Here is a 26758-nt window from a genome sequence, read left to right as displayed (position 1 = left end):
GGTGTGGTTCCTCAGCTTTGTTCGCTCAACTCGGCCACGGCGGCCGCTTCGTTCTGGAAGATGAAGCTGTCGCTGTAGATCTTGTCCAGCGCCGCGCCCGACAGCGCCATCAGCGCCTTCGCATCGGCAATCATAGAGGGCGATCCGCACAGATAGATCGAATGCTCGGACAGGTCCTCGAAGTCCTCGGCAATGGCGTCCTGCACATAGCCACGCCGGCCGGTCCAGCGATCGGACGGGCGCGAGAGCACCGGCACAAAAGTGAACTCATAGAGCTGCCCGGCCCAGGCCGCGATCTCATCAAGCAAATACAGATCGGCCTCACTGCGCATGCCCCAGTAGAAGTGGATCGGCGGGCAGTCGGCATCGCCCAGCAGCGATTCAAGAATCGCCTTGATCGGCGCAAAGCCGGTGCCGGTGGCGGCAAACACCATCGGCTGGTAGTCCTGCGCGCGGTAGTAAAAGCTGCCGTGGGGCAGTTCCACCTCCAGCACATCGCCCACTGCCATCGTCGCCAGCAGGCCATCGGTAAAGCGCCCGCCGGCAATCCTGCGGATCTGCAGGCTGACGCGCCGGCCCTGCGGCGGCGTGGCCATCGAGAAGCTGCGGTACGCGCCACCGGGCAGGCAGATGTTCAGGTACTGGCCGGGCACATAGCGCAGGCCATGGTCCTCGGGCAGGTCGAGCGCCAGGTGGTAGATATTGGGCGTGTGCATGCGCAGCTCGGCCACGGTGGCCTGCACGCGGGTGGGCGCGGAGCTGTCCGGCCCGGTCGCGATGCTGATGACCAGATCGGACTGCGCCCGGACCTGGCAGGCCAGCGCATAGCCCTGGGCATGCTCCTCTTCACCCATGGCCAGCGGCAGCTCGCCGTCGGCATAGGCAAACTCGCCCTCTTCGACCTTCATGCGGCAGCTGCCACAGCCGCCAAAGGTGCAGTCATGGGGCAGCGCCACGCCCTGGCGCGTGGCGGCGTCAAGCACCGATTCATCGGCACCCACGTCAAACGATTGCTGCGTCTGCAGCCACTGTACGCGGTAGTTCATCGCAGACCTCGTGCGCTATGCGCTGGTAGGTTGGTGCTTATTTCTTGATATCGGCCTGCACCAGCACATCGGCGGTGGCGCCCAGGTGGTCTTTCAGCGCCTGCAAGGCAGCCACGCCACAGGCGGTGTCCTGCTCGCCATTGCCGCCCGACAGGCCCACGCCGCCAATCACCTCGCCGTTGACGACGATGGGGTAGCCGCCAACGAAGACCGCAAACTTGCCCTCAAAGCTCCACTGGATGCCAAAGGCCTCGTTGCCCGGCAACGCCGGCCCGTTGGGCAAGGTGTTGAACAGGTGCGTGGAGCGCTTGTGTCCCGCTGCCGTGAAGGCCTTGTTCCAGGCGATCTGCGGGCCGGTGACGCGGGCGCCATCCATGCGCTCGAGCACCAGCGGAAAGCCGCCTTCGTCGGTGATGCAGACCGTCTCGGTCACGCCAATTTCCTTGGCCTTGGCCAGCGCGGCCAGCGACATCACACGGGCTTCTGCCAGTTCCAGTTTCAGTGCGCTTTTCATCGTGTTTCCTCTTGCAGTCAGGGGTTCAGATACCGCGGTAGACGGTCTTGATCTGGGTAAAAAATTCCAGGCCGGCGCGGCCGGACTCGCGGAAGGTGGAGGTGCTGGAGTTCTTCAGCCCGCCAAAGGGCGCATTGACCAGGTTGCCGGTGGTCGTGCGGTTGATCTTGACGGTGCCCGCCTGGATCTCGTTGGTGAACACATGCATGTAGCGCGGGTTCATCGTGACGATGCTGGCCGACAGGCCGTACTGCGAGTCGTTGGCCTGGCGCAGCGCGTCGTCAAAGTCGGCGACTTCGATGATCGCCAGCACCGGGCCGAAGATCTCCTCCTGCGCAATGCGCATGCTGTTCTTCACATCGGTGAACACTGCGGGCGACAGGTAGTAGCCATGGTCGAACTCGCCGCCGGTGAGCCGCTCGCCGCCGCAGAGCCAGCGTGCCTCGCTCTTGCCGATGTCGATGTAGCGCTGCACGGTCTGCAGCTGCTTTTCCGTCGCCAAGGGGCCCAGGTCCATGCCCGGCGCCATGCCGTTGCCGATCTTGAGCTGGGACACGCGCGTGAGCAGCTTGTCGGTAAAGGCCGCCTTGACGCTGGGCACCACCAAGATGCGGCTGGTGCCGGTGCAGGCCTGGCCGGTGAGCGAGAAGCCGCCCTTGATCGCCAGGTCCACCGCCAGGTTGAGGTCGGCGTCCTCCATCACGATCAGTGGGTTCTTGCCGCCCAGCTCCATCTGCAAGCGGGTGGACAGGTGCACGGTGCGGTGGATCTGGGTGCCGGCCGTCGTCGAGCCGGTGAACGAGATCGCGCGGATGGCCTGCGAATTGGTGATCACCGGCCCCACCTCGCCAGCGCGGCCGGTGACGCAGTTGACCACGCCTGGCGGTACACCCGCCTGCTCCAGCGCCTCAACCAGGCGCAGACCCGAGAGCGGTGCATCCGACGAGGGCTTGAACACCACCGTGTTGCCGGTGATCAGCGCCGGCGCCAGCTTGCGCGCCGGGATGGACGCGGGGAAGTTCCAGGGCGAGATCACCGTCACCACGCCCAGCGGCTCGCGGTGGCTGAACACATGCATGTTGGCATCGTCCTGCGGGTAGGTCTCGCCGCCCAGGGTCTGGCCTTCGGTGGCATAAAAACGAAAGGTTTGTGCGCTGCGCAGAAACTCGTCGCGCGCCTGGCTCAGCTGCTTGCCCTCCTCGCGCGTCAGTTCCTGGGCAAACTGCTCCACGTTCTGCTCCAGGTAGCTGGCCGCATCGTTGAGGATCTTGGCGCGCTTGCCAATGGCCAGCTTGCGCCAGCCGTCAAAGGCCTTTTGCGCGGCCTGCACCGCCGCCTCGGCGTCAGCCGGGCCCGAGGCCTGAAAACGCCCCACCACATCGCGGGTATCGGCGGGGTTGAGGTTGTCAAAGGTGCTGCCCAGCAGGCAGGGCACCCAGGCGCCGTCGATATAGTTCAGAAACGTTTGCACGGTGTCGGCCATGGTCGGGAGGTCTTGGAGGGGTGAGGGAGGTCGGTCACAGCGGCGGCCGCCAGGGGCGCGCCGCTGCGCGGGGCAAAGGGGTGCCGCCAGGCTCAGGCGGCCAGCAGCTCTTCCTGCGAGATTTGCAGGTCCTTGGCGACATAGTCGTGGTAGAGCGCCGTGGTGTAGAGCAGGCGCATCTGGGCACCGATCTCGCAGATGCGCAGGCATTTGGCTTGCAGCTCGGGCGTGTTGGCGTGCTCGAGCACGATCTGGTAGCCGCGCTCGCCATGGATTTCGTCAGAGACGATGTGCAGGTCAAAGAACTCGACCTCTTCATCGGTAAAGCCGTACTTGTCACGCAAGGTGGGCGTCTGCTTGCGGTAGATCGACGGCACCTGCGACTCCAGGCCCACGACCAGGCCGGCCACCGCGACCACCGGGTCTTCGCGCATCGCAATCGCATAGCACCAGGACTGCAGGCCGCGTGTGGTGGGCGACATATTGTTGGGGTCCACGACGCGCTCGCGCGTCGTGCCGCAGGCTTCGGCAAAGCGGATCAGCAGATCGGTGTGGCGGTCGCCACCAATCTCCTCCTCATACATATTGGCCAGCAGAAAGTCCTTGGCCTCTGTCATATGGTCTGGCGTGCGGGCATACAGATAGCCCAGGTAGTCGGCAAACGGGCCTACATAGTGGTAGTGGTTCTCGGCCCAGCGCGCCAGGTGCTCACGGCTCAGGCGGCCTGTGGCCCAGGCCACGCTGAAAGGAGCCTTGTTGGCGCTCTTGCCCTTGATGGCATTTTCAAGCGCAGCGCGGAATTCGTCGCGGTTCATCAATATGCTGGTCATGGCGGGTTCCTCTGAAATGTTGGGGTCGTCGCCCAAGTCAAACCGATCCAAGCGACGAAGTTAGAATACTGTATACAGAAAACATGGTCAATGTTTTCACACCCATCAACCCTCAGTACTTACCCCCATTCGCTGCAAAGTTCAGAGGCCAGCACCGTCACCTCATAGTTATAAGCCTTTGATACTCATTCATTTACGAGTGCTGCAGCCAGTACCAAATTCCCCCTGCATCACGTTATCCCTAATACATCAACAAAAACCGTTTGTATACAGTATACGTAATTGCAATGCGGAGAAGCCCATGCCCCAGATCACCTTTCACAAGAACGGCCAGACCTTCCAAGGCGAGGTCAAGACCGGCGCCAACCTGGTGGTGCGCGCGGGGATCAAGCAGTTCCCCTATCCCCACCTGGCCTACCAGTGCGGCATGGGCAAGTGCGCCACCTGCGCCTGCAAGGTGCTGGCGGGGGCTGAGCACCTGCCGGCGCCGAACTGGAAAGAAAAGAAGCAGCTGGGCGCGCACCTGGACCAGGGCTTTCGCCTGGTCTGCCAGCTCTGGCCCGAGCAGGACCTGGAGCTGGAACAAGTGCCGCTGCCGGCCACCAACGCCGGCGCCGCCAGCGCCACCCAGCCCGTAGGCACAGCGCCCGCCACCCCTGCAGCCTGAGGAGCGCCCATGTTTGTGATCTTGACCAGCAAGCCCGGCCAGTACCGCACGCAGGCCAATGCCGACATCAGCCTGCTCGAAGCCTGGGACTACCACTTTTGCGGCCGCCTGCTGGCCCACTTTGCCGTGGGCGAGTTGCTGCGCGAGACCAAGGTCCAGGTGATCGAGGATGGCCCCGGCGGCACCACCAACCAGGTGCCATCCAAGTTTCTGGAGCGCTTTGACTCGCTGGAGCAAGCGCGTAGCGAGCTGCAGCACCTGTGCCAGTTCGGCGCGCTCGATGCCACCCTGACCCCGGCACCCCTCACCGCCCCGCCAGCCACCCCATCCGCTGCCTGATTGCCCCGTATGCCCACCATCACCTTTGTCAGCAACGACAACAAGACCGTCGAAGCCCCGGAAAACAGCAACCTGCTGCGCGTGTCGCTGCGCGAGAAAGGCGGCATCCCCTTCAAATGCGGCGGGGGCCTGTGCGGCACCTGTAAATGCCGCATCGAGGAAGGACTGGCCCACACCGATGCCATCAAGGCCAAGGAGCGCAAGCATTTCAGCGACGAAGAGTTTGCCGCCGGCCACCGCCTGGCCTGCCAGACCTTTGTCAACGGCGACATCAAGGTCAGCTGGGTGCGACCCGCATGAGTGCCTGGACGGCGATGGCCGAGCAGCTCTCCTGGGGCCGCTACCTGGCCATGGGGCTGATGGTGCTCGCGGGCGCTGCGATGCAGGGCGTGGGCGGCCTGGGCTATGCGATGTTCTGCGCGCCGCTGGCGGCGATCTTTTTCCCCGAGCTGGTGCCCGGCCCCCTGCTGGCCGTGGGCGCGCCGCTGGCCTTGCTGGCCTATCTGCGCGAGCGCGAGGCGCTCAACCGCCAGGTCGCTGCCGCCACCTTGGTGGGCCGCGTCATCGGCACCTTTGCGGCTACCGGCCTGCTGGTGCTGTTCAGCACCCATGCGCTGTCCATTCTGTTTGCGGTGCTGATCCTGGCAGCCGTCTGCCTCAGCACCATGGGCTGGCGCGTGCAGCCCAGCACCACCAACCTGTCGATTGCCGGTGTGGCCAGCGGCATCATGGGCACGATCACCGCCGCCGGCGGCCCGCCGTTTGCGATTGCGATGCAGCACCTGGCACCGGCGACGATGCGCTCGACGCTGGGCGTGGTCTTTTTTGCCGGCACCATCGTCTCGCTCAGCGCGCTGGCCTGGGTCGGCCGCATGGGCAGTGGCCAGTGGCTGCTCAGCCTCGTGCTGCTGCCCTGGATGCTGGGCGGTTTTCTCGCCTCCAACCGCCTGGCCCGCCATATCTCCAAGGCCACCATCCGCCGCTGGCTGCTGGGCACCGCCGCCGTCAGCGCCTGCATCATCCTGCTGCGCGTCTGGCTCTGAGCGCATTCCCCCACCAACCCATCACCCCACACACACCATGCTGCACATCACCGATGCCATGGTGGACACCCTGGTGTCCACCGACCAAGCCCTGCAGGCCATGCACCGCGCCTTTGCCGCCTTTGGGGCGGGCGAGGCAGCGATGCAAGCGCGCGAGCGCACCGATGCCGGGGGCGTCAAGCTGTCCACGCTGGGGGCCGTCATCCCCGCGCAAGGGGTGACCGGCGCCAAGGTCTACACCACCATTGCCGGCCAGTTCAACTTTGTCATCCTGCTGTTTTCCACCGAGACTGGCGCGCCGCTGGCCACCTTGGATGCCAATGCGATCACGCGCCTGCGCACCGCCGCCACCACGGTGCTGGTGGCCCAGCACCTGGCGCCCGCCAACGCGCGCCATCTGTTTTTGTGCGGCGCTGGCGTGCAGGGCCTCGCCCATGCGCAGCAGATGGTGCAGCACTTCGGGCTGCAGCGCATCGATGTGTTTGACCCCTATGCGCCCAGCGGCCTGGAAGCACGCCTGGCGCAGCTCACCGGTTTGCCCGAGGCGCAGATCCGCCGCGTGGCGCACACCCAGGGCGTGGGCGAGGCCGACATCATCGTCACCGCCTCACGGGCCAAAGAGCCGCTGTTCAACGGCGCGCATGTCGCCCCCCATGCGCTGGTCGCCGCCATTGGCTCCAGCCTGCCCCACACCCGCGAGCTCGACGATGCCTTGCTGGCGCGCGCGCAGCTGATTGCGGTGGAATGGAAAAAGCAGGCAACGAGCGAAGCAGGCGACCTGGTGCTGGCCGACCCGGGTCTGTCGCTCGCAGACAAACTGGTGGAGCTGGGTGATATCGTCAGCGGCCGCCATGCCGTCAGCGCGCAGCCGGGCCTCCGGCTGTACAAGGCCGTGGGCGTGGGTTTGGAAGATATTGCGCTGGCTGGCGTGGCCTACCAGAACTACCTGGCCAGCCAATCGTAAACGGGAAACTCAGGGCTCGATGCCGGCCGCGTTGTAGATATGGCGCGCGGCCAGCAGGCCGGCCAGCTCGGGATCGCCCTTGATCACGGCGCGCAGGATGGCGGCATGCTCTTCCCAGTTCTGCGGCGCACGCGCCTGGCTGCGCGGCGCAAACAGCACCTCGGTGCGGTCGCGCAAGGACAGCATCACCTCTTGCAGCACCGAGTTGGCGGCAATCTTGCCCAGCGCCAGGTGGAACTTCTGGTTCAGCACAGCCAGCACATCGCCATCGCCGGAATGGGCGTTCTTGGTGCCTTCGGCCAGCAAGGCCTCCAGCGCGGCAATCTGCTCGGGGTCATGGCGCTTGGCAGCCAGGCGTGCGTTGAGCGCCTCCAGGGTGGCGCGCACTTCGACCAGCTCGCGCAGCAGATCGCCATGGAACTTGGCAACCGAGGCACCGCGCCGGGGCTCGATGATCACCAGGCCGCTGGCCGCCAGCTGGCGCAAGGCCTCACGCACGGGCATGCGCGAGACGGAAAACTCCTCGGACAGACGCTCTTCCACCAGCCGCTCGCCCGAGGCCAGCTCGCCCGACATGATCTTCTCGCGCAAGGCCTCCACCAGCTGCTGGGTCAGCGGCGAGTGGTTGAGTCCAGGTTTTTTGTCTCCGTTGGCAATGGGCATGAAAGTCGGTCCGTTGGGTACGTTGCAAGCCCCAGGGCCAGCGCATTGGCTGCAATGCGCCGCTCAGGGTCGCGCCCAGTTTACATGCCCAGCCAGGGTTTGCAGCGTCTTTGCCTTGCCTTGTATACAGAAATCTGCGCTCAGCGCCGGGCGCGGCGGATCTCGGCCAATGAGCGCGTATCTTGCAGTGCCTGGGCCCACAGACGCCCCGGCTCCAGCTCGGCCAGGCGCTTGGCCTGCCAGCGCACAAAGGCGTTTTCCACCGCCGACAACCAGCCCAGTGATGCCGGCAGCAAGGCTTGGCGGGGCTCACGCAGTACCAGCAGATCGTCTTGCTGGGAAACCACAGAGGGGGAAGCAATGTTCTTCATGGAATAGCTCCTGGATAACCTAGTAATAACCCTAGTGTATCCAGTGTACAAATCCGTGTCCTTGATCTGGGTCCATAACCCTGCACTATCCAAGCCTTTGATCCGTCTCGCAAATCCCCTAAAAAACAAGACTCTGACACCGCCATAGCGCCAGGCATGCAAAAGCCTTCATCGCACAAATGTGCCCTGACATTTACATTTTTGTATACGAAAACAGCTTTTTTCCACATTTAACCCGGGTTCATCGCATGTTGCAATGCAATATTTCTGGTATTCCCTGATGATTTTTCGCATCATTGTATTTAGTATACAAATTGGCTGTTTAAACATACCAAGGAGTAGCCGCGATGGATCCGTCAGTCTCTATAGGCCCTGCGCACTGGGCCTACCTCGCCGGGGTGCTGGTCATCATTGTGACCATGGCCTTCCGTGCCAATGTGGTGGTGCCATCGATACTGGCCACCGTCGTCGTCGCCTTCGCCTGGAGCGGCAGCTTCATCACCGGGATTGGAAGCATATTTGGTGCCAGCATGGTGGCGGCCAAGGAGCTGTTCAACATCTTTCTGATCATTGCGCTGATGACAGCCTTGCTCAACGCGCTCAAGGACCTGGGCTCGGACATCCGCATGGTCAAGCCCTTCCGTGCGGTGATGAAAAATGGACACATCGCCTATTTCATCCTGGCGCTGGTCACCTACCTGATCTCGCTGTTCTTCTGGCCCACCCCTGCGGTACCCCTGGTCGCGGCCGTGCTGCTGCCGGCAGCGATTGCAGCGGGCCTGCCGCCCATCGCAGGGGCGATGGCCATTGCGATTGCCGGCCAGGGCATGGCGCTGTCGTCGGACTATGTGATTGGCGTGGCGCCAGGGATCAGCGCCAAGGCTGCTGGCGGCATCAGTGCGGTGGCGGTGGGCGACAAGGCCTTGCTGCTGTCCTGGGTGGTGGGCATGATTGCGCTGTTCCTGTCGTACTTCAAGGTGCGCAAGCTCATCGTGCCCAGCGACAACGCGCTGCTGGAGCGCTGGGAGCTCAACCCCGCCGGCATCGACGCGCAGATGGAAGGGGCAGGGCCCTACGACAAGGCCGAGATCGCCAAGGGCACCGCCCACGACGGCGACCTGGGCACCAACTCGGAGCTGGAAGCCGAGCTGCGCAAGACCCAGCCGCTGGCCTCGGCCTCCAAGCTGTTTGCCGTTGTCACGCCGCTGGCATTCTTGCTGGTGATTTTGGTGATGGTCGCGCCCAAGTTCACCAGCGCGGTGCCCGAGCTCAAGGGTGGCGATGCGGCCATGCTGATCGGCGGCGTCGCTGCGCTGCTGATGATCTGGGCCACCACCGCCGCCCGGGGCTTTCGCAAGATGCTCGACGGCGCAGCTGACCACATCACCGATGGCTTTGTGTTTGCGTTCAAGGCCATGGGCTCGGTGCTGCCGATTGCCGGCTTCTTCTTCATCGGCTCGGGCGAGACGGCTGGTGCCATCCTGGGTATTGCACCGGGCACCACGCCGCCGAGCCTGCTGTTCGAGCTGGTGCAAGCCGGCCAGCACCTGATCCCCGACAGCCAGCTGCTGGTCTCGCTGGGGGTCCTCATCATGGGCATGATCACCGGCATCGACGGCTCGGGCTTCTCCGGCCTGCCGCTGACCGGCACCATCGCCGGAGCACTGGGCCCGGCCTCGGGCATGGATGTGTCGGCCCTGGCCGCGCTGGGCCAGATGGGCGCGGTCTGGACGGGTGGCGGCACCTTGATCGCCTGGTCCTCGCTGATTGCGGTGGCAGGCTTTGCCCGCGTGAATGTGCTGGAGCTGGCCCGGGCGCTGCTGATACCGGTGGTGCTGGGCTTGCTGGCCGCAGTCTTCACCGCCGTGGCGCTCTGGGGCGGCTGAGATGGCACAGCTGCACCACCAAGGCGCGCCCGGCGTGCTGGGCCGGGGCGCGATGCTGGCCACCGGCCACCCGCTGGCCGCAGCGGCCGCGCAGGCCCAGCTGCAGCAAGGCGGCTCAGCGGTCGATGCCGCGATTGCCGCCGATGCGGTGCTGGGCGTTGTCGAGCCCATGGCCACCGGCGTGGGCGGCGACCTGCTGGCGATGCTGGTGCCGTCCGGCCAGGCGCCGCTGGCTTATAACGGCACCGGGCGTGCGCCCCAAGCTTTGACGGCGGCCCTGGTCGAGGCCCTGCCCCAGTGCCGCATCCCCGAGCGCCATCCGCTGTCCGTCACCACGCCCGGCGTGGTGCAAGGCTGGTGGGATCTGCACCAGCGTTTTGGCAAACGCCCCTGGGCGCAGCTGTTCGATGCCGCCGTGCAGGCCGCCAGCCAGGGCTTTGCGGTGGCCCCCGTTGCTGCCCGTGAATGGGCGCTGTTCCAGCCGGTGATTGCCCGCGATGCCGCCAGCGCCGCCCTCTACCGCGCCGATGCCCCGCCCCGCGCTGGCGAGCGCTTTGACAACCCGGCGCTGGCCCGCTTGCTGCAGGCCGTCGCTGCGCAGGGGCCGCAGGCCTTTTATGCGGGTGCCATCCCCACCGCTTGCGCCGCTGCGGTGCAGGCAGCGGGCGGCGTGTTGGCCGCTGCGGATTTCAGCGCCCACCAGGGCAACTTCTGCACCCCAGTGAGCACCTCGTTTCGCGGCGCCACCATCCATGAATGCCCACCCAATACCCACGGTGTGGCGGTGCTGCATGCGCTGGCTGCCATGCAGGACCAGGCCATCGACATGGCCAGCGCTGCCACCCAGGTCGCGCTGGTGCAGGCGATGGAGGCAGCGATGGCCCATGCCCAGCAGACCGTGGCCGACCCGGCCGGTAACACCGTCTGCACCACCGTGGTCGATGGCGATGGCCTGGCCATCAGCCTGATGAGCAGCGTGTTCAAGCGCTTTGGCTCGGGCATTGGTGTGGCCGAAGGCGGCTTTGTGCTGCAGAACCGGGGCCATGGCTTTTCGCAACCCGGCCATATCAATGGGCCGGCGCCCGGCAAGCGCCCCTATCACACGGTGGTGCCGGGAGCTGCCACACGCAATGGCCAATTCCTCGGCGTGTTTGGCGTGGTGGGCGGCGCCATGCAACCCCAAGGCCAGGTGCAGCTGCTGTGCCGCCTGCTGGCGGGCGGCGAGGCACCGCAGCCCGCGTTGAACCAGCCGCGCTGGCGCCTGGAAGGCGGCCGGGTGTTGGCGGTGGAGGCGGGCATGCCGCCCGCGATCACCGCCGCGCTGCGGGCCCAGGGCTACCGCGAGCCCAGCGGCGAAGGCGAGCTGGGGGGGCGCAGCGACTTTGGCGGCGCGCAGTGCATCTGGCGCCTGGCTGATGGACAGCTGTGCGGCGCCTCCGACCAACGCAAGGACGGCCTGGCGCTGGCCGTCTAAGCGCTAGCAGCCGCCATCCATCAGCGCTGGGGCTTTTGCGGCGCCAGCGCCTCGTCCACCACCTCGATCCAGTGGCGCACCGGCACATCGGTGCCCGATTGCAGGTGCGAGATGCAGCCGATGTTGGCCGACAGAATCGCGGCGGGCGGCGCATCGCTGCAGGCCTGGTTCAAGGTGCCGATCTTGCGGTCGCGCAGCTGGTGCGCAATCTCGGGCTGCAGCAGCGAATAGGTGCCGGCCGAGCCGCAGCACAGGTGCGATTCCACCCGCGAGACGCGGATGTCAAAGCCCAGGCGACGCAGGCTCGTCTCCACCCCGCCGCGCAGCTTTTGGCCATGCTGCAAGGTGCAGGGCGGGTGGTAGGCCAGGGGGGCTTCAGGCAAGTTCAGCTGGCCCTGCAGGCGCTGCTCCAGCTCGGGCAGCATGTCGGGCAGCAGCTCGCAAAGGTCACGCGCCAATGCGCTAATGGCAGCGGCGCGCGCGGCATAGGCCGGGTCATGGCGCAGCAGGTGGCCGTAGTCCTTGACCATCACGCCACAGCCAGAAGCCGTTGTCACAATGGCCTCGACCTGCTGGCTCTCCACATGGGGCCACCAGGCATCGATATTGGCGCGTGCCTGCGCCAGCGCGCCCTGCGGGTCGCTCAGATGTTGCTGCACCGCGCCGCAGCAGGCGGCGGCTGGGGTAATCAAGGTCTGGATGCCCACGGCATCGAGCACCCGGGCAGCGGCGGCATTGATATTGGGCAGCATCACCGGCTGCACGCAACCGGCCAGCATCAGCACCTTGCGCGCATGCGTGCGCGTGGGCCACTTGCCAGCACGCGGCGCACGCGCCAGCTTGGCCTTGAGCGCGGCAGGCAGCACCGGGCGGGCCAGCCGCCCCAGCGCCAGCGCCGGTCCAAAGGCCTTGGAGACCATGCCCTTGCGCAGCGCCCAGCGCTGCAGGCGCTCGGCCGTCGGGCGCTCGACCTTCTGGTCGACGATATGGCGGCCGATATCGAGCAGCTTGCCGTATTGCACGCCGCTGGGGCAGGTCGATTCGCAGTTGCGGCAGGTCAGGCAGCGGTCCAGGTGGGTCTGGGTCTTGCGTGTGGGCTCCTGGCCCTCGAGCACCTGCTTGATCAGGTAGATACGGCCGCGCGGGCCATCGAGCTCATCGCCCAGCAGCTGGTAGGTGGGGCAGGTCGCGGTGCAAAAGCCGCAATGCACGCACTTGCGCAAAATGGCCTCGGCCTCCTGGCCTTCGGGGGTGTCTTTGAATTCGGGGGCTAATTGGGTTTGCATGGTGCAGGGGTGCCTCGATTAGCGGAGATGCGCTTAGCTCAACGCCCAGTCGCCCAGGCGGCCGGGGTTGAAAATGCCATGGGGGTCAAACGCATGCTTGAGCCGCTGCTGCACCTGGCGCAGTGCGGGCGAGGCAGGCGTCAAACCAAAATCATCGGATGCGACCAGGCCCACCTGCGGGCCGGGCCTGAAGCACACGGCGCTGCCGCCCACACTGGTGGCCAGCGCCTGCAAGGCCTGGGCATGCTGCATGGGGGCTTGCACCCAGCGCAGCGCGCCGCCCCACTCCATCAAGGGCTGTAGGCCTTCTTCGGTGCAGGGCAACACCGGCGTCGTGGCCGGCAGCGACAGGCGCCACAGCGCGTGGCTCGGGTCCATGGCACTGAACCAGGGCAGCTGCTGCTCACGGCAGGCCAGCCAGGCGGCATCGGCCTGGCCGTGGTCCAGCATGGTGCCGCCCATGCCATCCAGGGCCGACTGCACAGCGGCCACTGCGCCGCGCAGCCGCACCAGCAGATGGCCTTGCTCACCGTCGCCCGATTGCTGCCACAGGCTGGCATTGATGGGCAGCGGCTTGGCGCGCCAGGCCGAGAGCTTGTCGAGTGCCTGCTGCGCCGTGCATTCGTAGTACAGGGTCGCTTGGGCGCGCTGCATCGGCAGCACCTTGAGGCTGATGTCGGTGAGCAGGCCCAGGGTGCCCCAGGCACCGGCCATCAGCCGCGACACGTCATAGCCCGCGACGTTCTTCATCACCTGGCCGCCAAAGCGCAGCAGCTCACCCTGGCCGTTGATCAGCTCCAGGCCCAGGATGTAGTCACGCACCGCGCCCACCGCCGCCCGCGAGGGGCCGGACAGGCCGGCCGCCACCATGCCGCCGACGGTGGCCTCCGGGCCAAAATGCGGCGGGTCAAAGGCCAGGCATTGGCCGCATTCGGCCAGACTCGCCTCCAGCGCCGCCAGCGCTGTGCCGGCCCGCACGGTCACGACCAACTCACTGGGCTCGTAGCTCACGATGCCGCTGTAGCTGCGGGTGTCGAACACCTCGCCGCCCAGGCGCGCACCATAAAAATCCTTGCTGCCACCGCCCCGGATGCGCAGCGGCGTCTTGTGGGCATGCGCCGATCGAACGCGCTCCTGCCAGTCGAGCACGGTGGGGGAAAGAGAGGCAGCCACAGCTTGGTCCATGGCCCCATGGTAGCGGCAGTTGCGTCTGGCGTGCGGCGCTCAAGTTAGATGGGGGACTTTGAAGGACTTCTCAGAACCCATGCCCGATTTCCCGCCAAGGCTGGGTCGGCAGGCCGGCCACACCGACGCGCATCGCAAACACGCAGCCCGACAGCGGCAGCTGGGCGAGCTCGTCGCGACTGCGGCCGTGGCGGGCGGAGGTGACGTACAAGGTGCGGCCATCGCTGCCACCAAAGCAGGGCATGGTGGGGCAGAGCGCCGGCGTGTAGTGGCTGGCGAGGATGCGGCCTTGCGGGGAGATCTGCAGCACGCGCCCGCCCTCGTACATCGCGCACCAGTAGTTGCCTTCAACGTCCACAGCGGCACCATCGGGCCGGCCGCCATAGCCGGGCTCGCCCGGGGTCCAGCCCTCGGGCTTGGCATCAAAGCGCATGAAGACTTCGCCCTCGCCTTGCGGATAGCCGCTCACGTCGCAGGCGAATTTCTTGATCGTGTGGCTGGGGGTATCGGCCCAGTACATGGTGCGCCGGTCGGGCGACCAGGCCAGGCCATTGGCGTTGGAGACGCCATCTTGCACCTTGCGCACCGTCGTGGTGCCCGTCAGCCCATCGATGCAGTAGAGCGCGGCCACCGGTTGGCGCGGGCCGCTGGCGGGCTCGTGGATGGTGCCGACCCAGAAGCGGCCCTGCGCATCGCAGCGGCCATCGTTGCCGCGCTCGGTGGCCGGGTCTATCGGCAGGCGGGCGATGTCGTGCAGCGTACCGCCCCAGTGGGTGGCGCGGCAGATGCGGTCGCGCAGCACGACGATCCAGCCGTCCAACGCGCCGCCGCTGCGGGCCGGCGCAATGCAGCCGGGCTCGGCGGGCATGTCCCAGCGGTCCATATAGCCCGATCCGGGCATCGTGCGCCACAGCTGTTTGCCAGCGACATCGACGCCATAGAGAACACCACCGCTGGCTTGCCAGAAAGGAGACTCCCCCAACGCAAAGGGCTGGCTGACCACGGTATGCCAGATCATGGCGTTCCTTTAGAAATGAATTGCATGGAAAACCCTAAGCATTATCTGTGCCACCTGGCTTGCAGCGAGGCTGGCTTATGGAATATAGGACAGCGGCAAGGCGGTGGTGAACTTCAGCTCTTCCATCGCAAAGCTCGACGACACATCGAGCAGCTGGGTATCGGCGATCAGGCGCTTGTAGACCTTGTCGTAGGCGGCGATATCGGGCACCACCACGCGCAGCAGGTAGTCCACCTCTCCGCTCATGCGGTAGAACTCGACCACCTCGGCAATGGCCGCCACTGCCGCACGAAAGCGCTCAAACCACTCCTGGCTGTGCGTGCTGGTGCGCACCGCCACAAACACCGTCACGCCCACATTGACCTTGTCGCGGTCCACCAGCGCCACCTGGCGCTTGATGACCCCGGCCTCCTTGAGCCGCTGGATACGGCGCCAGCAGGGCGTGGCCGACAGCCCGACCTGGGCCGCCAGATCGGCCACCTGGGTCTCCGCATCGGCCTGCAGCAACTCCAGCAGTTTGCGGTCAATAGAATCCAATTTCATTTTTTTCCTATTTTCTGGAATAGAACTCCAATATTGTGCAGTAGCTGGCGAATTTTGCGACTGTATTCCCCGGCCCGGGCTGGACAATTTGGGCATGGAAATCTACCTCGACGCCAACGCCACCACCCCCGTTCTCCCCCAAGCCCGCGCCGCCGCCCTGGCGGTGATGGCCGATGCCTACGGCAACCCCAGCAGCATCCATGGCAGCGGCCTCAAGGCCCGCGCGCTGCTCGACGAAGCACGTGCCGCCGCGCGCCAGGTGCTGGGCGTGCCCAGCGGCCAGCTGCTGTTCACCAGCGGTGCGACCGAGGGCATCCAGACCGCCGTGCTGTCGGCGCTGAGCGCCCTGCGCCAGCGCCGCGAGGCCGGCGACAGCACTGTGCTGCAGCTGCTCTATGGCGCGACCGAGCACAAGGCCGTGCCCGAGGCCCTCAAGCACTGGAACGCCGTACTCGGCCTGCACCTGCCGATTGCCGCCATCCCCGTGGGCCGCGATGGCCGCCATGACCTGGCCTGGCTGCGCGCGCAGGCACCCTCGGCCGGCCTGGTGTGCACGATGGCCGCCAACAACGAAACCGGCGTCATCAGCGACCTGGACGGCATTGCCGATGCGCTGCGCGGCAGCCCGGCGCTGTGGCTGGTCGATGGCGTGCAGGCGCTGGGCAAGCTGGCGCTCAAGCCGGTAGAGCGCGGCATCGACTACGCGCCGTTCTCCGGCCACAAGCTCTATGCCCCCAAGGGCGTGGGCATGCTCTATGTGCGTGAGGGCGCGCCCTTTACCCCGCTGCTGGCCGGCGGCGGGCAGGAAGGCGCGCTGCGCGCCGGCACCGAGAACATGGCCGGCATTGCCGCGCTGGGCGCCGTGCTGCGCGCGCTGCGGGACGGCAGCAGCTTTGCCAGCGCCGCCACGATGGCGGGCCACCGCAGCCAGCTCGAAGCCGCACTGCGCGAGGCCTTTGCCGGCCTGGTGTTCAATGCGCCGCCCGCGCTGTGCCTGCCCACCACGTTGAATTTTGCCGTGCCGGGCCTCAGCGCCAAGCTGCTGCTCGATCTGTTTGACGCTGCCGGCCTGCGGGTGAGTGGCGGCTCGGCCTGCAGTGCCAGCAAGGCGCAGCCCAGCTATGTGCTCGAGGCCATGGGCCTGCCCGCCTGGCAGACGGCTGCTGCGGTGCGCATGTCCTTTGGCGCGGCCGATTCGGCCGAGATGATCGCCGAGGCCTGCCAGCGCATCCGCGCCTGCGGCGCGGCACTGCGCGCGAACTGTCTGGTGGAAGCGCCTGAGGACACCGCCCATGGCACAGCCCCGCTGCTGACGCGCTTTGTCGTTGACGGCGCCTGCTGCTACCTGCTGGCCGATGCTGCCAGCCAGCGCTGTGTGGTCGTCGATCCGCTGCCCGAGCTGGTCGAGCGCCTGGCGCAATGGCTGCGCTGCCGGGGCTTTACCCTGGCGGCCGTGCTCGATACCCACAGCCATGGCGACCATGCCTCATCGGCGGCCGAGCTGCGCGCTGCCGTTCCCGCTGCGCTGCAGGCCACGGGCGCGGTCGATGCGCTGGGCTGGCCCCAAGGCGCCACGCAGATCACGCTGGGCGCCTACCGCTTAAGCCGCCTGGCGCTGCCCGGCCACACCGAAGACTCCACCGCCTACCTGCTGCATGAAGGCACTCAGCTGCAGCTGGCACTGGTGGGCGATACCGTGCTGCCCGGCGCGCTGGGCCGCAGCGATTTTGTGCAGAGCGCGCCGCTCGCCTATGCGGACAGCCTGCGCCTGTTGGCCCGGGCCGTGGGCCCGCAAACCCTGCTGCTGCCCGGCCATGACTATGACAACCGCTTTGCCTGCACCTTGGCCGTTGAAGCTGCAGCCCAGCCGCTGCTGGCCGGCGTGCTGCAAGGCCAGCTCGATGCCGCCGCCTTTGCCGCTGCCAAGGCCGCGCTGGAGCAGGACCTGGCCCCCACCGCCTACCAGACGATGGCCTGCGGCGCCCGCGTCGATGCCGCCACGCCCGCCGTGTGTGTGGAGCTGCCCGTGGCCCGTGCCCAGGCGCTGCAGCAGGCCGGCAGCGCCGCGCTGCTGGTGGATGTGCGCGAGCCCTATGAACAGCAGCTGGGCCAGGCGCCTGGCCTGGACGATGGCGCCAGCAGCCAGGCCGTGCCGCTGTCGGGCCTGCTCAATGCGCTGCCGCAGTGGCTGGCCTTGCCGGCCGATACCCCCGTGGTGTTTTACTGCCGCAGCGGCAACCGCAGCGCCCAGGCCGCCCATGCATTGCGCCGGCTGGGCCACCAACAGGCCTTCAGCGTGGCTGGCGGCCTGGCGCTGTGGCCAGAGCGCGCCACGGCATCCGTCTGAGAACGCATTTCAACCGCCAGCACGGCGCATAAAAAAAGGCCGGCCGGGTTGTGCACCCGTCCGGCCCCCCAAGGAGTATCCGCAAGAATCAACGTCCGTAGGCCGCTTCGCCGTGGGAGGTGATGTCCAGGCCTTCGCGTTCGGCTTCTTCCGTCACACGCAGACCACCGGTCAGCAAACCTGCCACCTTGTACGAGATCCAGGCCACCACACCCGACCACACGATGGTGATCAGCACGCCCTTGGTTTGCACCCAGATCTGGTGGGCCATGTTGTAGCCTTCTGGCTCGACACCGCCGAGGCTGGAGGCGCAGAACACACCGGTCAGGATGGCACCCAGGATACCGCCCACGCCGTGCACACCGAAGACGTCGCAGGTGTCATCGACCTTGAGCAGCCGCTTGAGACCGGACACACCCCACAGGCACAGAGCACCGGCGAGCAGACCCATCACGATGGCACCCATGGGGCCGACAAAACCGGCGGCTGGGGTGATGACCACCAGGCCACCAACGGCACCCGAAGCGGCACCCAGCATCGAGGGCTTGCCCTTGTGCAGCGTCTCGCACACCAACCAGCTCACGCAGGCTGCGCCGGTGGCCACGATGGTGTTGATGAAGGCCAGGCCCGCAATACCGTTGGCAGCACCTGCCGAGCCGGCGTTGAAGCCGAACCATCCCACCCACAGCAGCGATGCGCCCACCATGGTCAAGGTCAGGTTGTGCGGAGCCAGCGCTTCGCGGCCAAAGCCCAGGCGCTTGCCCAGCACATAGGAGCCCACCAGACCGGCCACACCGGCGTTGATGTGCACAACGGTGCCGCCGGCAAAGTCCAGCGCGCCATCCTTGCCCAGCAGACCACCGCCCCAGACCATGTGGGCAATCGGCAGGTAGCTGAAGGTGAACCACAGCACGGCGAAGATCATCACGGCCGCAAACTTGATGCGCTCGGCAAAGGCACCGACGATCAGCGCCACGGTGATGGCGGCGAACGTGGCCTGGAACGAGACGAACACATACTCCGGCACAGTGGCCATCGCACCCGACAAGGTATCGGGCGTGATGCCCATCAGGAACACCTTGCCGAAGTCGCCAAAGAAGTTGCCTTCACCGGAGAAGGTCAGCGAGTAGCCGTAGATGGTCCACAGCACAGTGATCAGCGAGAAGATCGTGAACACCTGGGCCAGCACCGACAGCATGTTCTTGCTGCGCACCAGACCGCCATAGAACAGCGCCAGACCCGGGATGACCATCAGGATCACCAGCATGGTCGAGGTCATGATCCAGGCGGTATCGCCTGCATTCAGAACGGGAGCTGCCGCATCGGCCGCAGCCGCGTTGCCCGCAGTGGCCAGTGCCACTGCCGCCAGCCCTGCCAAGGAAAGAAGTCGTCTCATGTTGTTCACACCTTCAAGATAAATTGGCTTGTTGCGCGCGCCTTGCCAGCGCGGAGCGCTGTTTTTTAGATCGCGTTCGGGCCGGTTTCGCCGGTACGGATACGCACCACCTGCTCCAGCGGCGAGACAAAGATCTTGCCGTCGCCGATCTTGCCGGTGCGCGCTGCGTTCTCGATGGCCTCGATCACCCGGTCCACCAGGTCCTCGGCCACCGCAATCTCCAGCTTCACCTTGGGCAGGAAGTCCACCACGTACTCGGCGCCTCGGTACAGCTCGGTATGGCCCTTCTGACGGCCAAAGCCCTTGACCTCGCTCACCGTGATGCCTTGCACCCCAATATCGGACAGCGCCTCACGCACTTCATCGAGCTTGAAGGGCTTGATCACCGCCACTACCAGTTTCATGTTCATAGTCTCTCCTGTCGTCACTTATTGCAGCGGCGCTGCGTCAAAAAGCCTTGGTCAGCGATACGATCGCGCGACCCTTGTTCACAAAGCCAAAGGCACCCGTCTTGTTGGCGCCCACCCAGGCAGCGCTCAGCGAGAAGCCATCACCCAGGTCATAGGCACCGCCCACGCTGTAGTCCAGGTAGTTGGGCACGCCCAGGTCCTTGATGTCGCTGGAAAAGCGCGTATAGCCCACGGCCAGCTTCAAGGTCGTCTTGGGCGCCACTTCCTGGGCGAATGCCACATTCAGGTAACCGGTGTTGCGGCCCTTGTACGTGCTGTCGTACTTGGTGCCGGCCCAGCCAAAGTAATCCTTCGACACGGTGTGCGAGTACTTCACGGTCACGGGACCGTAGGTGCCCGAGCCATACAGTTCGGTGGTGTTGCCCAGCGTGTTGCCGGGGTAGACATAGGTCAGCAGACCCACATCCCAATCCACATCAGCGGCCTTGAACTTGTAGCCACCGTAGAAATCCATCTCCAGCTTGTTGTTGTCGAGCCAGTCGACGGTGGAGTTCCAGTTCCCCACATAAAAGCCGCTGTCGCCAAAGGCGTAGTCGACCCCTCCCTGGAGTGCGGGCTTGACCCATTGGGCACTAGAGGACTTCTGGTCCTGACCGCGGAACTTGTAGTTCGTGGTCACGCTCACATTGGCGGTCAGCTGCGCGCTTGCCACCATTGGCAGCGCCAGGAACGCTGCACCCGCCACCACCATCCAGCCTCTGTTGCTCATTGCCATTGCCACACTCCTTGTTGATGAATTCGACCCATCCGTTTGTGGCAAGCACAATGCACAGAGCGTGCCAAACCCAGCGCTACCCGCTGCGTTGCGCGCACCAGACAAGCGCAGCGCGCTATATTTTTTTGCAAATGCTTACGTTCTGAGCCGCCACAGGGCGGCCGGGGGCGCGGGATGGCAGGCCGGCGCCGCCGCCACGCCTTCCCCGGGCTGTCGCCACTTGTTGCTGCCAGCGACTTTTGCGATGCTGGTGGCAGCCGTGCCTCCAAGAGGTGCTTCGCAATGCACCAAAAAGGTGCAAAACAACAAGGAAGCCCGCCCATGAGTCTCGCCGTGGTGCACAGCCGGGCCCTGGTCGGGCTCACCGGCCATCCCGTCAGCGTCGAAGTCCATCTGGCCAATGGCCTGCCCAGCTTTACCCTGGTCGGCCTGGCCGATCTGGAAGTGAAGGAAGCGCGTGAGCGTGTGCGCTCAGCGCTGCAAAACAGCGGGCTGGAGTTTCCGCACAACAAACGCATCACTGTCAACCTGGCACCGGCCGATCTGCCCAAGGAGTCGGGCCGCTACGACCTGGCCATCGCGGTCGGCATTCTGGCGGCCAGCGGCGCTATCGATGCGGACCGGCTCAAGGACTATGAATTTGCCGGCGAGCTGTCGCTGTCGGGTGCATTGCGCCCGGTGCGCGGCGCGCTGGCCGCCAGCATGGACCTGCACCAGCGCGGCCAGCAGGTGCGCCAGGTGCTGCCCCCGGGCAGTGCAGAGGATGCCGCCCTGGTGCCCGATGCCGAGGTCTACCGCGCCAGCCACCTGCTGGACGTGGTGCAGCACTTTGCGCCCCAGGCCGCCAGCGCCGAGCCCGATGCAGCGCCCAGCCAGTGGCAGCGCATGCCCGCCCAGCCCCGCCCGCCCGAGGCCCCCGGCGCCGACATGGCCGATGTCAAAGGCCAGGCGGCCAGCAAGCGGGTGCTGGAGATCGCTGCCGCAGGCGGCCACAACCTGCTGATGCTGGGCGCACCGGGCGCTGGCAAATCGATGCTGGCCCAGCGCTTTGCCGGCCTGCTGCCGCCCTTGAGCGTGGCCGAGGCGCTGGAGAACGCCGCCGTGCACAGCCTGGTCGGCAGCTTTGATGCCCAGCGCTGGGGCCAGCGCAGCACGATGGCGCCGCACCACACCGCCAGCGCCGTGGCCCTGGTGGGCGGCGGCAGTCCGCCCCGGCCCGGTGCGATATCGCTGGCCCATTGCGGCGTGCTGTTTTTGGACGAACTGCCCGAGTTCCCGCGCAGCGCGCTCGAAGCACTGCGCGAGCCGCTGGAGACCGGCCAGATCAGCATCGCCCGCGCCGCGCAGCAGGCCACCTTTCCCGCCCGCTTCCAACTGATTGCCGCGATGAACCCCTGCCCCTGCGGTTTTCGGGGCTCGCGCCAGCGCGCCTGCCGCTGCTCGCCCGACCAGGTCAGCCGCTACCAGGCCCGCATCAGCGGCCCCTTGCTCGACCGCATTGACCTGCACCTGGAAGTCAGCCCCCTGCCCGCCGATGAGCTGCTGACCGCCCCGGCCGGCGAATCGACCGCCACCATCCGCGAGCGGGTGACCGCTGCCCGCGCCCGGTCACTGCAGCGCCAGGGCATGCTCAACCAGCAGCTGCAAGGCCAGGCGCTCGACGATTACTGCCATGCCGAGCCCGCTGCGCTGCAGCTGCTGCAAACCGCCGCCGCCCAGCTGGCCTGGTCGGCACGCGGCATCCATCGCAGCTTGCGTGTGGCGCGCTCGATTGCGGATCTCGCGCAGTCGGAGACCATCAGCCCGGCCCATGTGGCCGAGGCGGTGCAGTACCGGCGGGCGCTGCTGGGCAGCAGCGGCATGTAGGCAGCACATGCACGCGGGCAGCGCTGCCGCATGTCCACCCTTATGCAGAAAACGCGTTTAGTAAGTCAGAAAAATTAGTTCCTCCCGCAACGCTGACTTCGCACAATCCCCCTTTTGCGCCGCGCAGCCCTGCTGCGAACGGCGGTTTTTTGAAAGCGGATATGGGCGTGAGCAAATTGGGTCAGTGGCGGGTGTTGGGCGTGGCGGCAGCGTCGCTTTGTGTGGTGGCCGGTGCCAGTGCGGCAGGTGCAGCCAGTGCCCCCAGCGGCGCCCCCATCCGTATCGGCTTGCTGGCCCCGCTGACCGGATCGGGTGGCGCCTATGGCAAGGAAGAGGAAACGGCGGCCAAGGCAGCCGCAGCCCATATCAATGCACATGGCGGTGTGCTGGGCCGTCCGCTGGAGATCGTCGTCGCCGATGACGAGACCACGCCCACAGCCGGCGTGTCGGCCGCGCGCAAGCTGATCGATGTGGATGGTGTGGTCGCGATCACCGGCGTGTGGAGCAGCGCGGTGGCGCTGGCCGTGCGCCCGGTGGCACTCGAGAAGAGTGTTGCGCTGCTGCCCGTAGGCTCGGCCGATGAGCTGACCGAGGGCGACAACAAGGGCCTGGTCTGGCGCTTCCAGACCAATGGCAAGAACTGGGGCCAGGCCTTTGCCAATGTGGCCTACAAGGATGGCGCGAGGACCGCCTCCATCCTGGTGCTGCAGACGCCCTTCACGCTCAGCACCGTCAAGCCCTTTGCCGAGCGCTTTGCGCAGCAAGGCGGCAAGGTGCTTGACACCCTCTACTTCAACCCCAACCAGCCCTCGTACCGGGCCGAGGTGGAAAAGATCTTCAGCAAGAAGCCCGATGCGGTCTTCCTGCCCAGCTATATCCCCGAGTTCAGCGCCATCGTGCGCGAGATCTACCGCAGCGGCTACGAAAGCAAGCTCTACACCTTCAGCCATGCGGCCGACAGCGGCGGCAAGTTTGTGCAGAACGTGGGCAAGGCCGCCGCCGAAGGCGTGAACCATGTGCAGGCCACGCCGGTGGGCAACAACGCCAGCTACCAGCTCTACCTCAAGCAAACGCAGCAGCCCGAAGGCACCATCGTCGCCTTTGGCGCCAATGTGTTTGACGAGATCAATGTGCTGGCGCTGGCCATCGAAAAAGCCAAGAGCGCCAAGGCGGCCGACTTCAGCAAGGAAATCGCCAATGTGGTCAACACCAAAGGTCCCGATGTGCACGACCCCGTGCAGGGCCTGCAGCTGATTCGCGCAGGCAAGCCTTTCCGCTACTCCGGCGCGACGGCGGACTTCCGCTTTGCGCCCAATGGCGACCAGGTGGACCTGGACTACGGCCACTACCGCGTGCTCAACGGCGTGAGCAAGCTGGTGGGCACCACCAAATGAGCCTGCAGACAGACGATCTGCTCAGGGTTCAGGATGTTCATGTAGGTTTTGGTGAATTCACCGCGCTGGACGGTGCCCACCTGCGCATTGCGCGCGGCGGCATCACCGGCATGGTGGGGCCCAATGGCGCGGGCAAGTCCACCTTGTTCAACGTGCTGGGCGGCCAGCAGGCCCACCAGGGCGGCCGGGTGCTGTTCGACGGCCAGGACATCACGCATTGGTCCGTGCACCGCCGCGCCCAGGCCGGGCTCACCCGCACTTTTCAGATCTCGCGCGAGATGGGCGCGCTCACCGTGCTGGAGAACCTGCTGCTCGCCGCTCCCCAGCAGCCCGGCGAAAAGCTCTGGCATGCGCTGCTGAACACGGCGGCCGCCCGCCAGCACGAAGCCCAGGCGATGGCGCAAGCCCAGTCCCTGCTCGAGCGCGTGGGCCTGTGGCGCCTGGCGCATGACCGGGCCGACAGCCTCTCGGGCGGCCAGAAGAAACTGCTGGAGCTGTGCCGCGCGCTGATGCTCAAGCCCCGGCTGGTGCTGCTCGACGAGCCGGCGGCCGGCGTCAACCCGGTGCTGGTCGGCGAGATTGCGGACTTCATCCGCAGCCTGCAGGCCGAAGGCATGAGTTTTGCCATTGTGGAACACAACATGGACATGATTGCCGCGCTGTGCGACCCGGTGTATGTGCTGGCCCAGGGCAAGGTGCTGACCCAGGGCAGCTTTGCCCAGGTGTCTGCCAACGCGCTGGTGGTCGAGGCCTACCTCGGAGGTGTGGCATGAGCGCCGAACTGCGTCTGGACAGCGTCGTGGCCGGCTACGGCGCGCGCGCCGTACTGCATGCCGTGAGTCTGGATGTCGCACCCGGCTCCAGCCTGGTGGTCGTCGGCCCCAATGGCTCGGGCAAATCCACCTTGATGCGCGTCGTGACCGGGCTGATCCGCCCGCAGTCGGGCCGCGTCATCTGGGATGGCCGCGACATCACCGCCCTCGATGCGCCGGGCCGCGCACGCCTGGGGCTGGGCTATGTGCCGCAGGAGGCCAATGTGTTCCGCAACCTCTCGGTGCTGGACAACCTCAAGCTCGGCCATGAGTTCATCGCCAGCGGTGGCGCCAGGGCCTTGCGCGAGCGGCTCGATGCGGTGCTGGCGCTGTTTCCCGAGATCGTTCCCAAGCTGAACGTGGCCGCTGGCTTGCTCAGCGGCGGCCAGCGGCAGATGGTGGCCATGGGCGCGGCGCTGATGCCCTCACCCCGGCTGCTGGCGCTCGATGAGCCCTCGGCGGGCCTGTCGCCGCTGAATGCATCGCGCCTGTTTGACGTGGTGCAGCGCGTGGCGCACACCGGGGTCACCTTGTTCATGATCGAGCAGAACACCCGCCTGGGTCTGGCCGCTGCCGACCGGGGCCTGGTGCTGGTCGCCGGCCAGGTGCGGGCACGCGCGCCCAGCCAGGAGCTGCTGGCCAACGGCCAGCTGCAAAGTCTTTATCTGGGAGCGCACTGATGCTGGCGCAACTCATCTTCAACGGCCTGGTATCGGGCCTGCTCATTGCGTTGCCGGCCTTGTCGCTGGCCTTGATTTTCAGCGTGCTGCGCTTTGCCAACTACGCCATTGGCGCGATGGTGACCACCGGCGCGTACCTGGTCTATGCCTTCAACGGCCCGCTGGGCTGGCCGCTGCCGCTGGCGGTGGCCGCCGGCATGGCGCTCAGCGTTGCGCTTTCGCTGCTGCTCGACCGGCTGGTGTTTGCGCCGCTGCGCGGGCGCTCGGGCGTCACCTTGCTGGTGGCCTCGATCGGCCTGGGCCTGGTGCTGGAGAACCTGGTGCGCCTGGTCGCCGGCAATGCGCCGCGCGGCTTTGGTGTGGAGATTGCCCGGCCCGCGCGCCTGCTCGGCCTGCGCGTCAACCAGGAGCAGCTCATCACCCTGGTCTGCGTGCTGGTGGCGCTGGCGCTCGTGTGGCTGGTGTTCCGCTTCACGCGCCTGGGCCGGGCCATGCAGGCGGTGGCCGACAACCCCGATCTGGCGGACGTGCGCGGCATCTCGCGCAAAAAGGTGACGGCCGCGGTCTGGGCGCTGGCCGCCGCAATGGCGACCTTGTCGGGCGTGCTGATCGGGCTCGATTCGAATGTGGATCCGCAAATGGGTTGGAACTACCTGTTGCCGGTCTTTACCGCAGCCATTCTGGGCGGTATCGGCAGCCCGATGGCGGCAGTGGCGGGCGCGCTGCTGCTGGGCGTGACCGAAGAGCTGGCCACCCTGTTGCTGCCGCCCCACTACCGCACGGTGGTGGCCTTTGGGGTCATGGCCTTGCTGCTGCTGCTGCGCCCGCAGGGTCTCTTTGGTGCCAAGTGGGTGCGCAAATGACAAGCTATCTGATTGCAACCCTGGTGCTGGTGGTCATCGCCACCTTGTCGGGCCTGGCGCTGAACCTGCAGTGGGGCCTGGGTGGCCTGGTTAATTTTGGCCTGTTCGGCTTTTATATGCTGGGCGCCTATGCCTGCAGCCTGCTGCAGATGCAGGGCCTGCCGCCGCTCGCTGCCATGCTGCTGGCGCTGCTGCTGACGGCAGCGGCCAGTGCGCTGGTCAGCTTGATATCCGTACGGCTGAGCGAGGACTACCTGGCCATCGTCACCTTGGGCTTTGCCGAATCGCTGCGGCTCTTTATCAGCTACGAGGAATGGCTGACCCGGGGCACCTTGGGCATCCCCAACATCGTGCGGCCTTTTGCCGAGCTGGTGCCCAGCGCCTGGCGCGACCTGTTCTTTCTGGGCTTTTGCCTGGTCTGGCTGGCGCTGGTGTTTGTGGTGCTGCAGCGCCTGGCGCGCTCGCCCTTTGGCCGCCTGCTGCGCGCCACGCGCGAGGACGCGGGCGTGGCCGAGGCGCTGGGCAAGAACGTGCTCTGGGTGCGGGCGCGCAGCTTTGCGCTGGGCGGCGCCATCCTGGGCATTGCCGGCAGCCTGCACGCCTTCTACTACACCTATATCGACCCGACCCAGTTCAGCACCATCTTGACGGCCTACGCCTTCATGGCTGTGATCCTGGGTGGGCGCGGCAGCCATGCCGGCGTGCTGGTTGCCGGCTTCACGGTGATCCTGCTGCTGGAAGGCAGCCGCATGCTGGCCGGCGTCGTGCCCTGGCTCGATGGCACGCAGCTGGCCGCCATCCGCCTGTCGCTGGTGGGCCTGCTGCTGCTGGCGATGCTGATCTTCAAACCCAACGGCCTGCTGCCGGAGTACCGGCTCGGCCCCCGCTCTCAAGGAAAATAGC

27 protein-coding genes are annotated in these 26758 nt (G+C 66.3%); 14 read left to right on the top strand and 13 right to left on the bottom strand.

Features of this window, described 5'->3' with window-relative positions:
• Positions 1-11 precede the first annotated feature (11 nt).
• The 4 genes from ACPEE1_RS01930 to ACPEE1_RS01915 form a co-directional block, all read right to left on the bottom strand.
• Positions 12-1046, bottom strand: coding sequence for a 2Fe-2S iron-sulfur cluster-binding protein (locus ACPEE1_RS01930; protein WP_423935049.1), 1035 nt, complete (start codon positions 1044-1046; stop codon positions 12-14).
• A 37-nt stretch (positions 1047-1083) separates the two neighbouring features.
• Complete coding sequence (locus ACPEE1_RS01925) at positions 1084-1560, bottom strand: GlcG/HbpS family heme-binding protein (RefSeq protein ID WP_116927572.1); 477 nt, start codon at positions 1558-1560, stop codon at positions 1084-1086.
• 25 nt (positions 1561-1585) lie between these two features.
• Positions 1586-3043, bottom strand: a complete 1458-nt coding sequence (locus ACPEE1_RS01920) for an aldehyde dehydrogenase family protein (RefSeq protein ID WP_116927573.1) — start codon at positions 3041-3043, stop codon at positions 1586-1588.
• A gap of 92 nt (positions 3044-3135) precedes the next feature.
• Positions 3136-3873, bottom strand: a complete 738-nt coding sequence (locus tag ACPEE1_RS01915) for a TenA family transcriptional regulator (protein ID WP_423935048.1) — start codon at positions 3871-3873, stop codon at positions 3136-3138.
• A gap of 301 nt (positions 3874-4174) precedes the next feature.
• Here ACPEE1_RS01915 and ACPEE1_RS01910 point away from each other — a divergent pair, with 301 nt between their 5' ends.
• From ACPEE1_RS01910 to ACPEE1_RS01890, 5 genes are read left to right on the top strand one after another with little or no spacing between them, the layout of a single operon-like run.
• The gene (locus ACPEE1_RS01910; RefSeq protein WP_116927574.1) at positions 4175-4540 is read left to right on the top strand and encodes a 2Fe-2S iron-sulfur cluster-binding protein; all 366 of its coding nucleotides are present in this window, start codon (positions 4175-4177) and stop codon (positions 4538-4540) included.
• A 9-nt stretch (positions 4541-4549) separates the two neighbouring features.
• Complete coding sequence (locus ACPEE1_RS01905; RefSeq protein WP_116927575.1) at positions 4550-4879, top strand: ferredoxin; 330 nt, start codon at positions 4550-4552, stop codon at positions 4877-4879.
• 9 nt (positions 4880-4888) lie between these two features.
• Positions 4889-5179 (top strand): 2Fe-2S iron-sulfur cluster-binding protein, encoded by a 291-nt coding sequence (locus tag ACPEE1_RS01900; RefSeq protein ID WP_116927576.1) that lies wholly within the window; start codon positions 4889-4891, stop codon positions 5177-5179.
• Positions 5176-5922 (top strand): TSUP family transporter, encoded by a 747-nt coding sequence (locus tag ACPEE1_RS01895; protein WP_423935047.1) that lies wholly within the window; start codon positions 5176-5178, stop codon positions 5920-5922. Before ACPEE1_RS01900 ends, ACPEE1_RS01895 begins: the two co-directional genes overlap by 4 nt.
• A gap of 37 nt (positions 5923-5959) precedes the next feature.
• Positions 5960-6886: an ornithine cyclodeaminase family protein gene (locus tag ACPEE1_RS01890; RefSeq protein WP_260718473.1), complete on the top strand. Its 927-nt coding sequence runs from the start codon at positions 5960-5962 to the stop codon at positions 6884-6886.
• A 9-nt stretch (positions 6887-6895) separates the two neighbouring features.
• On the opposite strand, the gene ACPEE1_RS01885 is transcribed toward ACPEE1_RS01890, so the two are convergent.
• Positions 6896-7549: a GntR family transcriptional regulator gene (locus ACPEE1_RS01885; protein ID WP_021024713.1), complete on the bottom strand. Its 654-nt coding sequence runs from the start codon at positions 7547-7549 to the stop codon at positions 6896-6898.
• 140 nt (positions 7550-7689) lie between these two features.
• Positions 7690-7920 carry a hypothetical protein gene (locus ACPEE1_RS01880; protein WP_423935046.1) on the bottom strand — a complete coding sequence of 77 codons (231 nt, stop codon included), beginning with the start codon at positions 7918-7920 and terminating at the stop codon, positions 7690-7692.
• 347 nt (positions 7921-8267) lie between these two features.
• On the opposite strand from ACPEE1_RS01880, the gene ACPEE1_RS01875 reads away from it, so the two are divergent.
• Positions 8268-9806 carry a hypothetical protein gene (locus tag ACPEE1_RS01875; RefSeq protein ID WP_260718474.1) on the top strand — a complete coding sequence of 513 codons (1539 nt, stop codon included), beginning with the start codon at positions 8268-8270 and terminating at the stop codon, positions 9804-9806.
• A gap of 1 nt (position 9807) precedes the next feature.
• On the top strand, positions 9808-11280 hold the full coding sequence (locus ACPEE1_RS01870) for a gamma-glutamyltransferase family protein (RefSeq protein WP_116927580.1): 1473 nt from the start codon (positions 9808-9810) through the stop codon (positions 11278-11280).
• 20 nt (positions 11281-11300) lie between these two features.
• Here the strand turns inward: ACPEE1_RS01870 and glcF are convergent, their stop codons facing one another.
• The 4 genes from glcF to ACPEE1_RS01850 form a co-directional block, all read right to left on the bottom strand.
• The gene (gene glcF, locus ACPEE1_RS01865; protein ID WP_423935045.1) at positions 11301-12566 is read right to left on the bottom strand and encodes a glycolate oxidase subunit GlcF; all 1266 of its coding nucleotides are present in this window, start codon (positions 12564-12566) and stop codon (positions 11301-11303) included.
• A gap of 33 nt (positions 12567-12599) precedes the next feature.
• Positions 12600-13751 (bottom strand): glycolate oxidase subunit GlcE, encoded by a 1152-nt coding sequence (glcE, locus tag ACPEE1_RS01860; RefSeq protein WP_116927582.1) that lies wholly within the window; start codon positions 13749-13751, stop codon positions 12600-12602.
• A 70-nt stretch (positions 13752-13821) separates the two neighbouring features.
• Positions 13822-14769, bottom strand: a complete 948-nt coding sequence (locus ACPEE1_RS01855) for an SMP-30/gluconolactonase/LRE family protein (protein ID WP_021028891.1) — start codon at positions 14767-14769, stop codon at positions 13822-13824.
• A 75-nt stretch (positions 14770-14844) separates the two neighbouring features.
• A complete protein-coding gene (locus ACPEE1_RS01850; protein ID WP_027011371.1) occupies positions 14845-15306 on the bottom strand; it encodes an Lrp/AsnC family transcriptional regulator in 462 nt (153 codons plus the stop codon).
• Between the two features lie 100 nt (positions 15307-15406).
• Between ACPEE1_RS01850 and ACPEE1_RS01845 the strand changes: the two genes are divergently transcribed.
• A complete protein-coding gene (locus tag ACPEE1_RS01845; RefSeq protein WP_423935044.1) occupies positions 15407-17659 on the top strand; it encodes an aminotransferase class V-fold PLP-dependent enzyme in 2253 nt (750 codons plus the stop codon).
• An 88-nt stretch (positions 17660-17747) separates the two neighbouring features.
• On the opposite strand, the gene ACPEE1_RS01840 is transcribed toward ACPEE1_RS01845, so the two are convergent.
• The 3 genes from ACPEE1_RS01840 to ACPEE1_RS01830 all read right to left on the bottom strand — a co-directional run bounded on the left by ACPEE1_RS01840 (position 17748) and on the right by ACPEE1_RS01830 (position 20234).
• Entirely contained in the window at positions 17748-19055 is a 1308-nt protein-coding gene (locus tag ACPEE1_RS01840; RefSeq protein ID WP_043338911.1) for an ammonium transporter, read from the bottom strand.
• Between the two features lie 65 nt (positions 19056-19120).
• Positions 19121-19459 carry a P-II family nitrogen regulator gene (gene glnK / locus ACPEE1_RS01835; protein WP_027010591.1) on the bottom strand — a complete coding sequence of 113 codons (339 nt, stop codon included), beginning with the start codon at positions 19457-19459 and terminating at the stop codon, positions 19121-19123.
• A gap of 43 nt (positions 19460-19502) precedes the next feature.
• Positions 19503-20234: a TorF family putative porin gene (locus tag ACPEE1_RS01830; RefSeq protein WP_116927585.1), complete on the bottom strand. Its 732-nt coding sequence runs from the start codon at positions 20232-20234 to the stop codon at positions 19503-19505.
• Between the two features lie 327 nt (positions 20235-20561).
• Between ACPEE1_RS01830 and ACPEE1_RS01825 the strand changes: the two genes are divergently transcribed.
• From ACPEE1_RS01825 to ACPEE1_RS01800, 6 genes are all read left to right on the top strand, one after another.
• Entirely contained in the window at positions 20562-22106 is a 1545-nt protein-coding gene (locus ACPEE1_RS01825; RefSeq protein WP_116927586.1) for a YifB family Mg chelatase-like AAA ATPase, read from the top strand.
• Positions 22107-22273: 167 nt separating this feature from the next.
• The gene (locus ACPEE1_RS01820; protein WP_198424340.1) at positions 22274-23500 is read left to right on the top strand and encodes an ABC transporter substrate-binding protein; all 1227 of its coding nucleotides are present in this window, start codon (positions 22274-22276) and stop codon (positions 23498-23500) included.
• Positions 23497-24273 carry an ABC transporter ATP-binding protein gene (locus tag ACPEE1_RS01815; RefSeq protein ID WP_116927588.1) on the top strand — a complete coding sequence of 259 codons (777 nt, stop codon included), beginning with the start codon at positions 23497-23499 and terminating at the stop codon, positions 24271-24273. Before ACPEE1_RS01820 ends, ACPEE1_RS01815 begins: the two co-directional genes overlap by 4 nt.
• Positions 24270-24992 (top strand): ABC transporter ATP-binding protein, encoded by a 723-nt coding sequence (locus ACPEE1_RS01810; protein ID WP_116927589.1) that lies wholly within the window; start codon positions 24270-24272, stop codon positions 24990-24992. The genes ACPEE1_RS01815 and ACPEE1_RS01810 overlap by 4 nt, the downstream gene beginning before the upstream one ends.
• Positions 24992-25855: a branched-chain amino acid ABC transporter permease gene (locus ACPEE1_RS01805; RefSeq protein WP_232539479.1), complete on the top strand. Its 864-nt coding sequence runs from the start codon at positions 24992-24994 to the stop codon at positions 25853-25855. The genes ACPEE1_RS01810 and ACPEE1_RS01805 overlap by 1 nt, the downstream gene beginning before the upstream one ends.
• A complete protein-coding gene (locus tag ACPEE1_RS01800) occupies positions 25852-26757 on the top strand; it encodes a branched-chain amino acid ABC transporter permease (RefSeq protein ID WP_116927590.1) in 906 nt (301 codons plus the stop codon). The genes ACPEE1_RS01805 and ACPEE1_RS01800 overlap by 4 nt, the downstream gene beginning before the upstream one ends.
• The last annotated feature ends 1 nt before the right edge of the window (position 26758 follow it).

It is taken from the genome of Comamonas sp. 23 (assembly GCF_049601575.1).
Classification (GTDB): domain Bacteria; phylum Pseudomonadota; class Gammaproteobacteria; order Burkholderiales; family Burkholderiaceae_C; genus Comamonas; species Comamonas squillarum.
This window is presented reverse-complemented; position numbering and strand designations above follow the sequence as displayed.

What these genes read in the sequence shown, in the direction of transcription:
- ACPEE1_RS01800 (WP_116927590.1), top strand. Translation starts at nt 25,852, where the DNA reads ATGACAAGCTATCTGATTGCAACCCTGGTGCTGGTGGTCATCGCCACC.
- ACPEE1_RS01915 (WP_423935048.1), bottom strand. Translation starts at nt 3,873, where the DNA reads ATGACCAGCATATTGATGAACCGCGACGAATTCCGCGCTGCGCTTGAA.
- glcF (WP_423935045.1), bottom strand. Translation starts at nt 12,566, where the DNA reads ATGCAAACCCAATTAGCCCCCGAATTCAAAGACACCCCCGAAGGCCAG.
- ACPEE1_RS01925 (WP_116927572.1), bottom strand. Translation starts at nt 1,560, where the DNA reads ATGAAAAGCGCACTGAAACTGGAACTGGCAGAAGCCCGTGTGATGTCG.
- ACPEE1_RS01880 (WP_423935046.1), bottom strand. Translation starts at nt 7,920, where the DNA reads ATGAAGAACATTGCTTCCCCCTCTGTGGTTTCCCAGCAAGACGATCTG.
- ACPEE1_RS01815 (WP_116927588.1), top strand. Translation starts at nt 23,497, where the DNA reads ATGAGCCTGCAGACAGACGATCTGCTCAGGGTTCAGGATGTTCATGTA.
- ACPEE1_RS01840 (WP_043338911.1), bottom strand. Translation starts at nt 19,055, where the DNA reads ATGAGACGACTTCTTTCCTTGGCAGGGCTGGCGGCAGTGGCACTGGCC.
- ACPEE1_RS01825 (WP_116927586.1), top strand. Translation starts at nt 20,562, where the DNA reads ATGAGTCTCGCCGTGGTGCACAGCCGGGCCCTGGTCGGGCTCACCGGC.
- ACPEE1_RS01900 (WP_116927576.1), top strand. Translation starts at nt 4,889, where the DNA reads ATGCCCACCATCACCTTTGTCAGCAACGACAACAAGACCGTCGAAGCC.
- ACPEE1_RS01895 (WP_423935047.1), top strand. Translation starts at nt 5,176, where the DNA reads ATGAGTGCCTGGACGGCGATGGCCGAGCAGCTCTCCTGGGGCCGCTAC.
- ACPEE1_RS01875 (WP_260718474.1), top strand. Translation starts at nt 8,268, where the DNA reads ATGGATCCGTCAGTCTCTATAGGCCCTGCGCACTGGGCCTACCTCGCC.
- ACPEE1_RS01920 (WP_116927573.1), bottom strand. Translation starts at nt 3,043, where the DNA reads ATGGCCGACACCGTGCAAACGTTTCTGAACTATATCGACGGCGCCTGG.
- ACPEE1_RS01885 (WP_021024713.1), bottom strand. Translation starts at nt 7,549, where the DNA reads ATGCCCATTGCCAACGGAGACAAAAAACCTGGACTCAACCACTCGCCG.
- ACPEE1_RS01830 (WP_116927585.1), bottom strand. Translation starts at nt 20,234, where the DNA reads ATGAGCAACAGAGGCTGGATGGTGGTGGCGGGTGCAGCGTTCCTGGCG.
- ACPEE1_RS01810 (WP_116927589.1), top strand. Translation starts at nt 24,270, where the DNA reads ATGAGCGCCGAACTGCGTCTGGACAGCGTCGTGGCCGGCTACGGCGCG.
- ACPEE1_RS01905 (WP_116927575.1), top strand. Translation starts at nt 4,550, where the DNA reads ATGTTTGTGATCTTGACCAGCAAGCCCGGCCAGTACCGCACGCAGGCC.
- ACPEE1_RS01870 (WP_116927580.1), top strand. Translation starts at nt 9,808, where the DNA reads ATGGCACAGCTGCACCACCAAGGCGCGCCCGGCGTGCTGGGCCGGGGC.
- glcE (WP_116927582.1), bottom strand. Translation starts at nt 13,751, where the DNA reads ATGGACCAAGCTGTGGCTGCCTCTCTTTCCCCCACCGTGCTCGACTGG.
- ACPEE1_RS01855 (WP_021028891.1), bottom strand. Translation starts at nt 14,769, where the DNA reads ATGATCTGGCATACCGTGGTCAGCCAGCCCTTTGCGTTGGGGGAGTCT.
- ACPEE1_RS01890 (WP_260718473.1), top strand. Translation starts at nt 5,960, where the DNA reads ATGCTGCACATCACCGATGCCATGGTGGACACCCTGGTGTCCACCGAC.
- glnK (WP_027010591.1), bottom strand. Translation starts at nt 19,459, where the DNA reads ATGAAACTGGTAGTGGCGGTGATCAAGCCCTTCAAGCTCGATGAAGTG.
- ACPEE1_RS01845 (WP_423935044.1), top strand. Translation starts at nt 15,407, where the DNA reads ATGGAAATCTACCTCGACGCCAACGCCACCACCCCCGTTCTCCCCCAA.
- ACPEE1_RS01805 (WP_232539479.1), top strand. Translation starts at nt 24,992, where the DNA reads ATGCTGGCGCAACTCATCTTCAACGGCCTGGTATCGGGCCTGCTCATT.
- ACPEE1_RS01910 (WP_116927574.1), top strand. Translation starts at nt 4,175, where the DNA reads ATGCCCCAGATCACCTTTCACAAGAACGGCCAGACCTTCCAAGGCGAG.
- ACPEE1_RS01930 (WP_423935049.1), bottom strand. Translation starts at nt 1,046, where the DNA reads ATGAACTACCGCGTACAGTGGCTGCAGACGCAGCAATCGTTTGACGTG.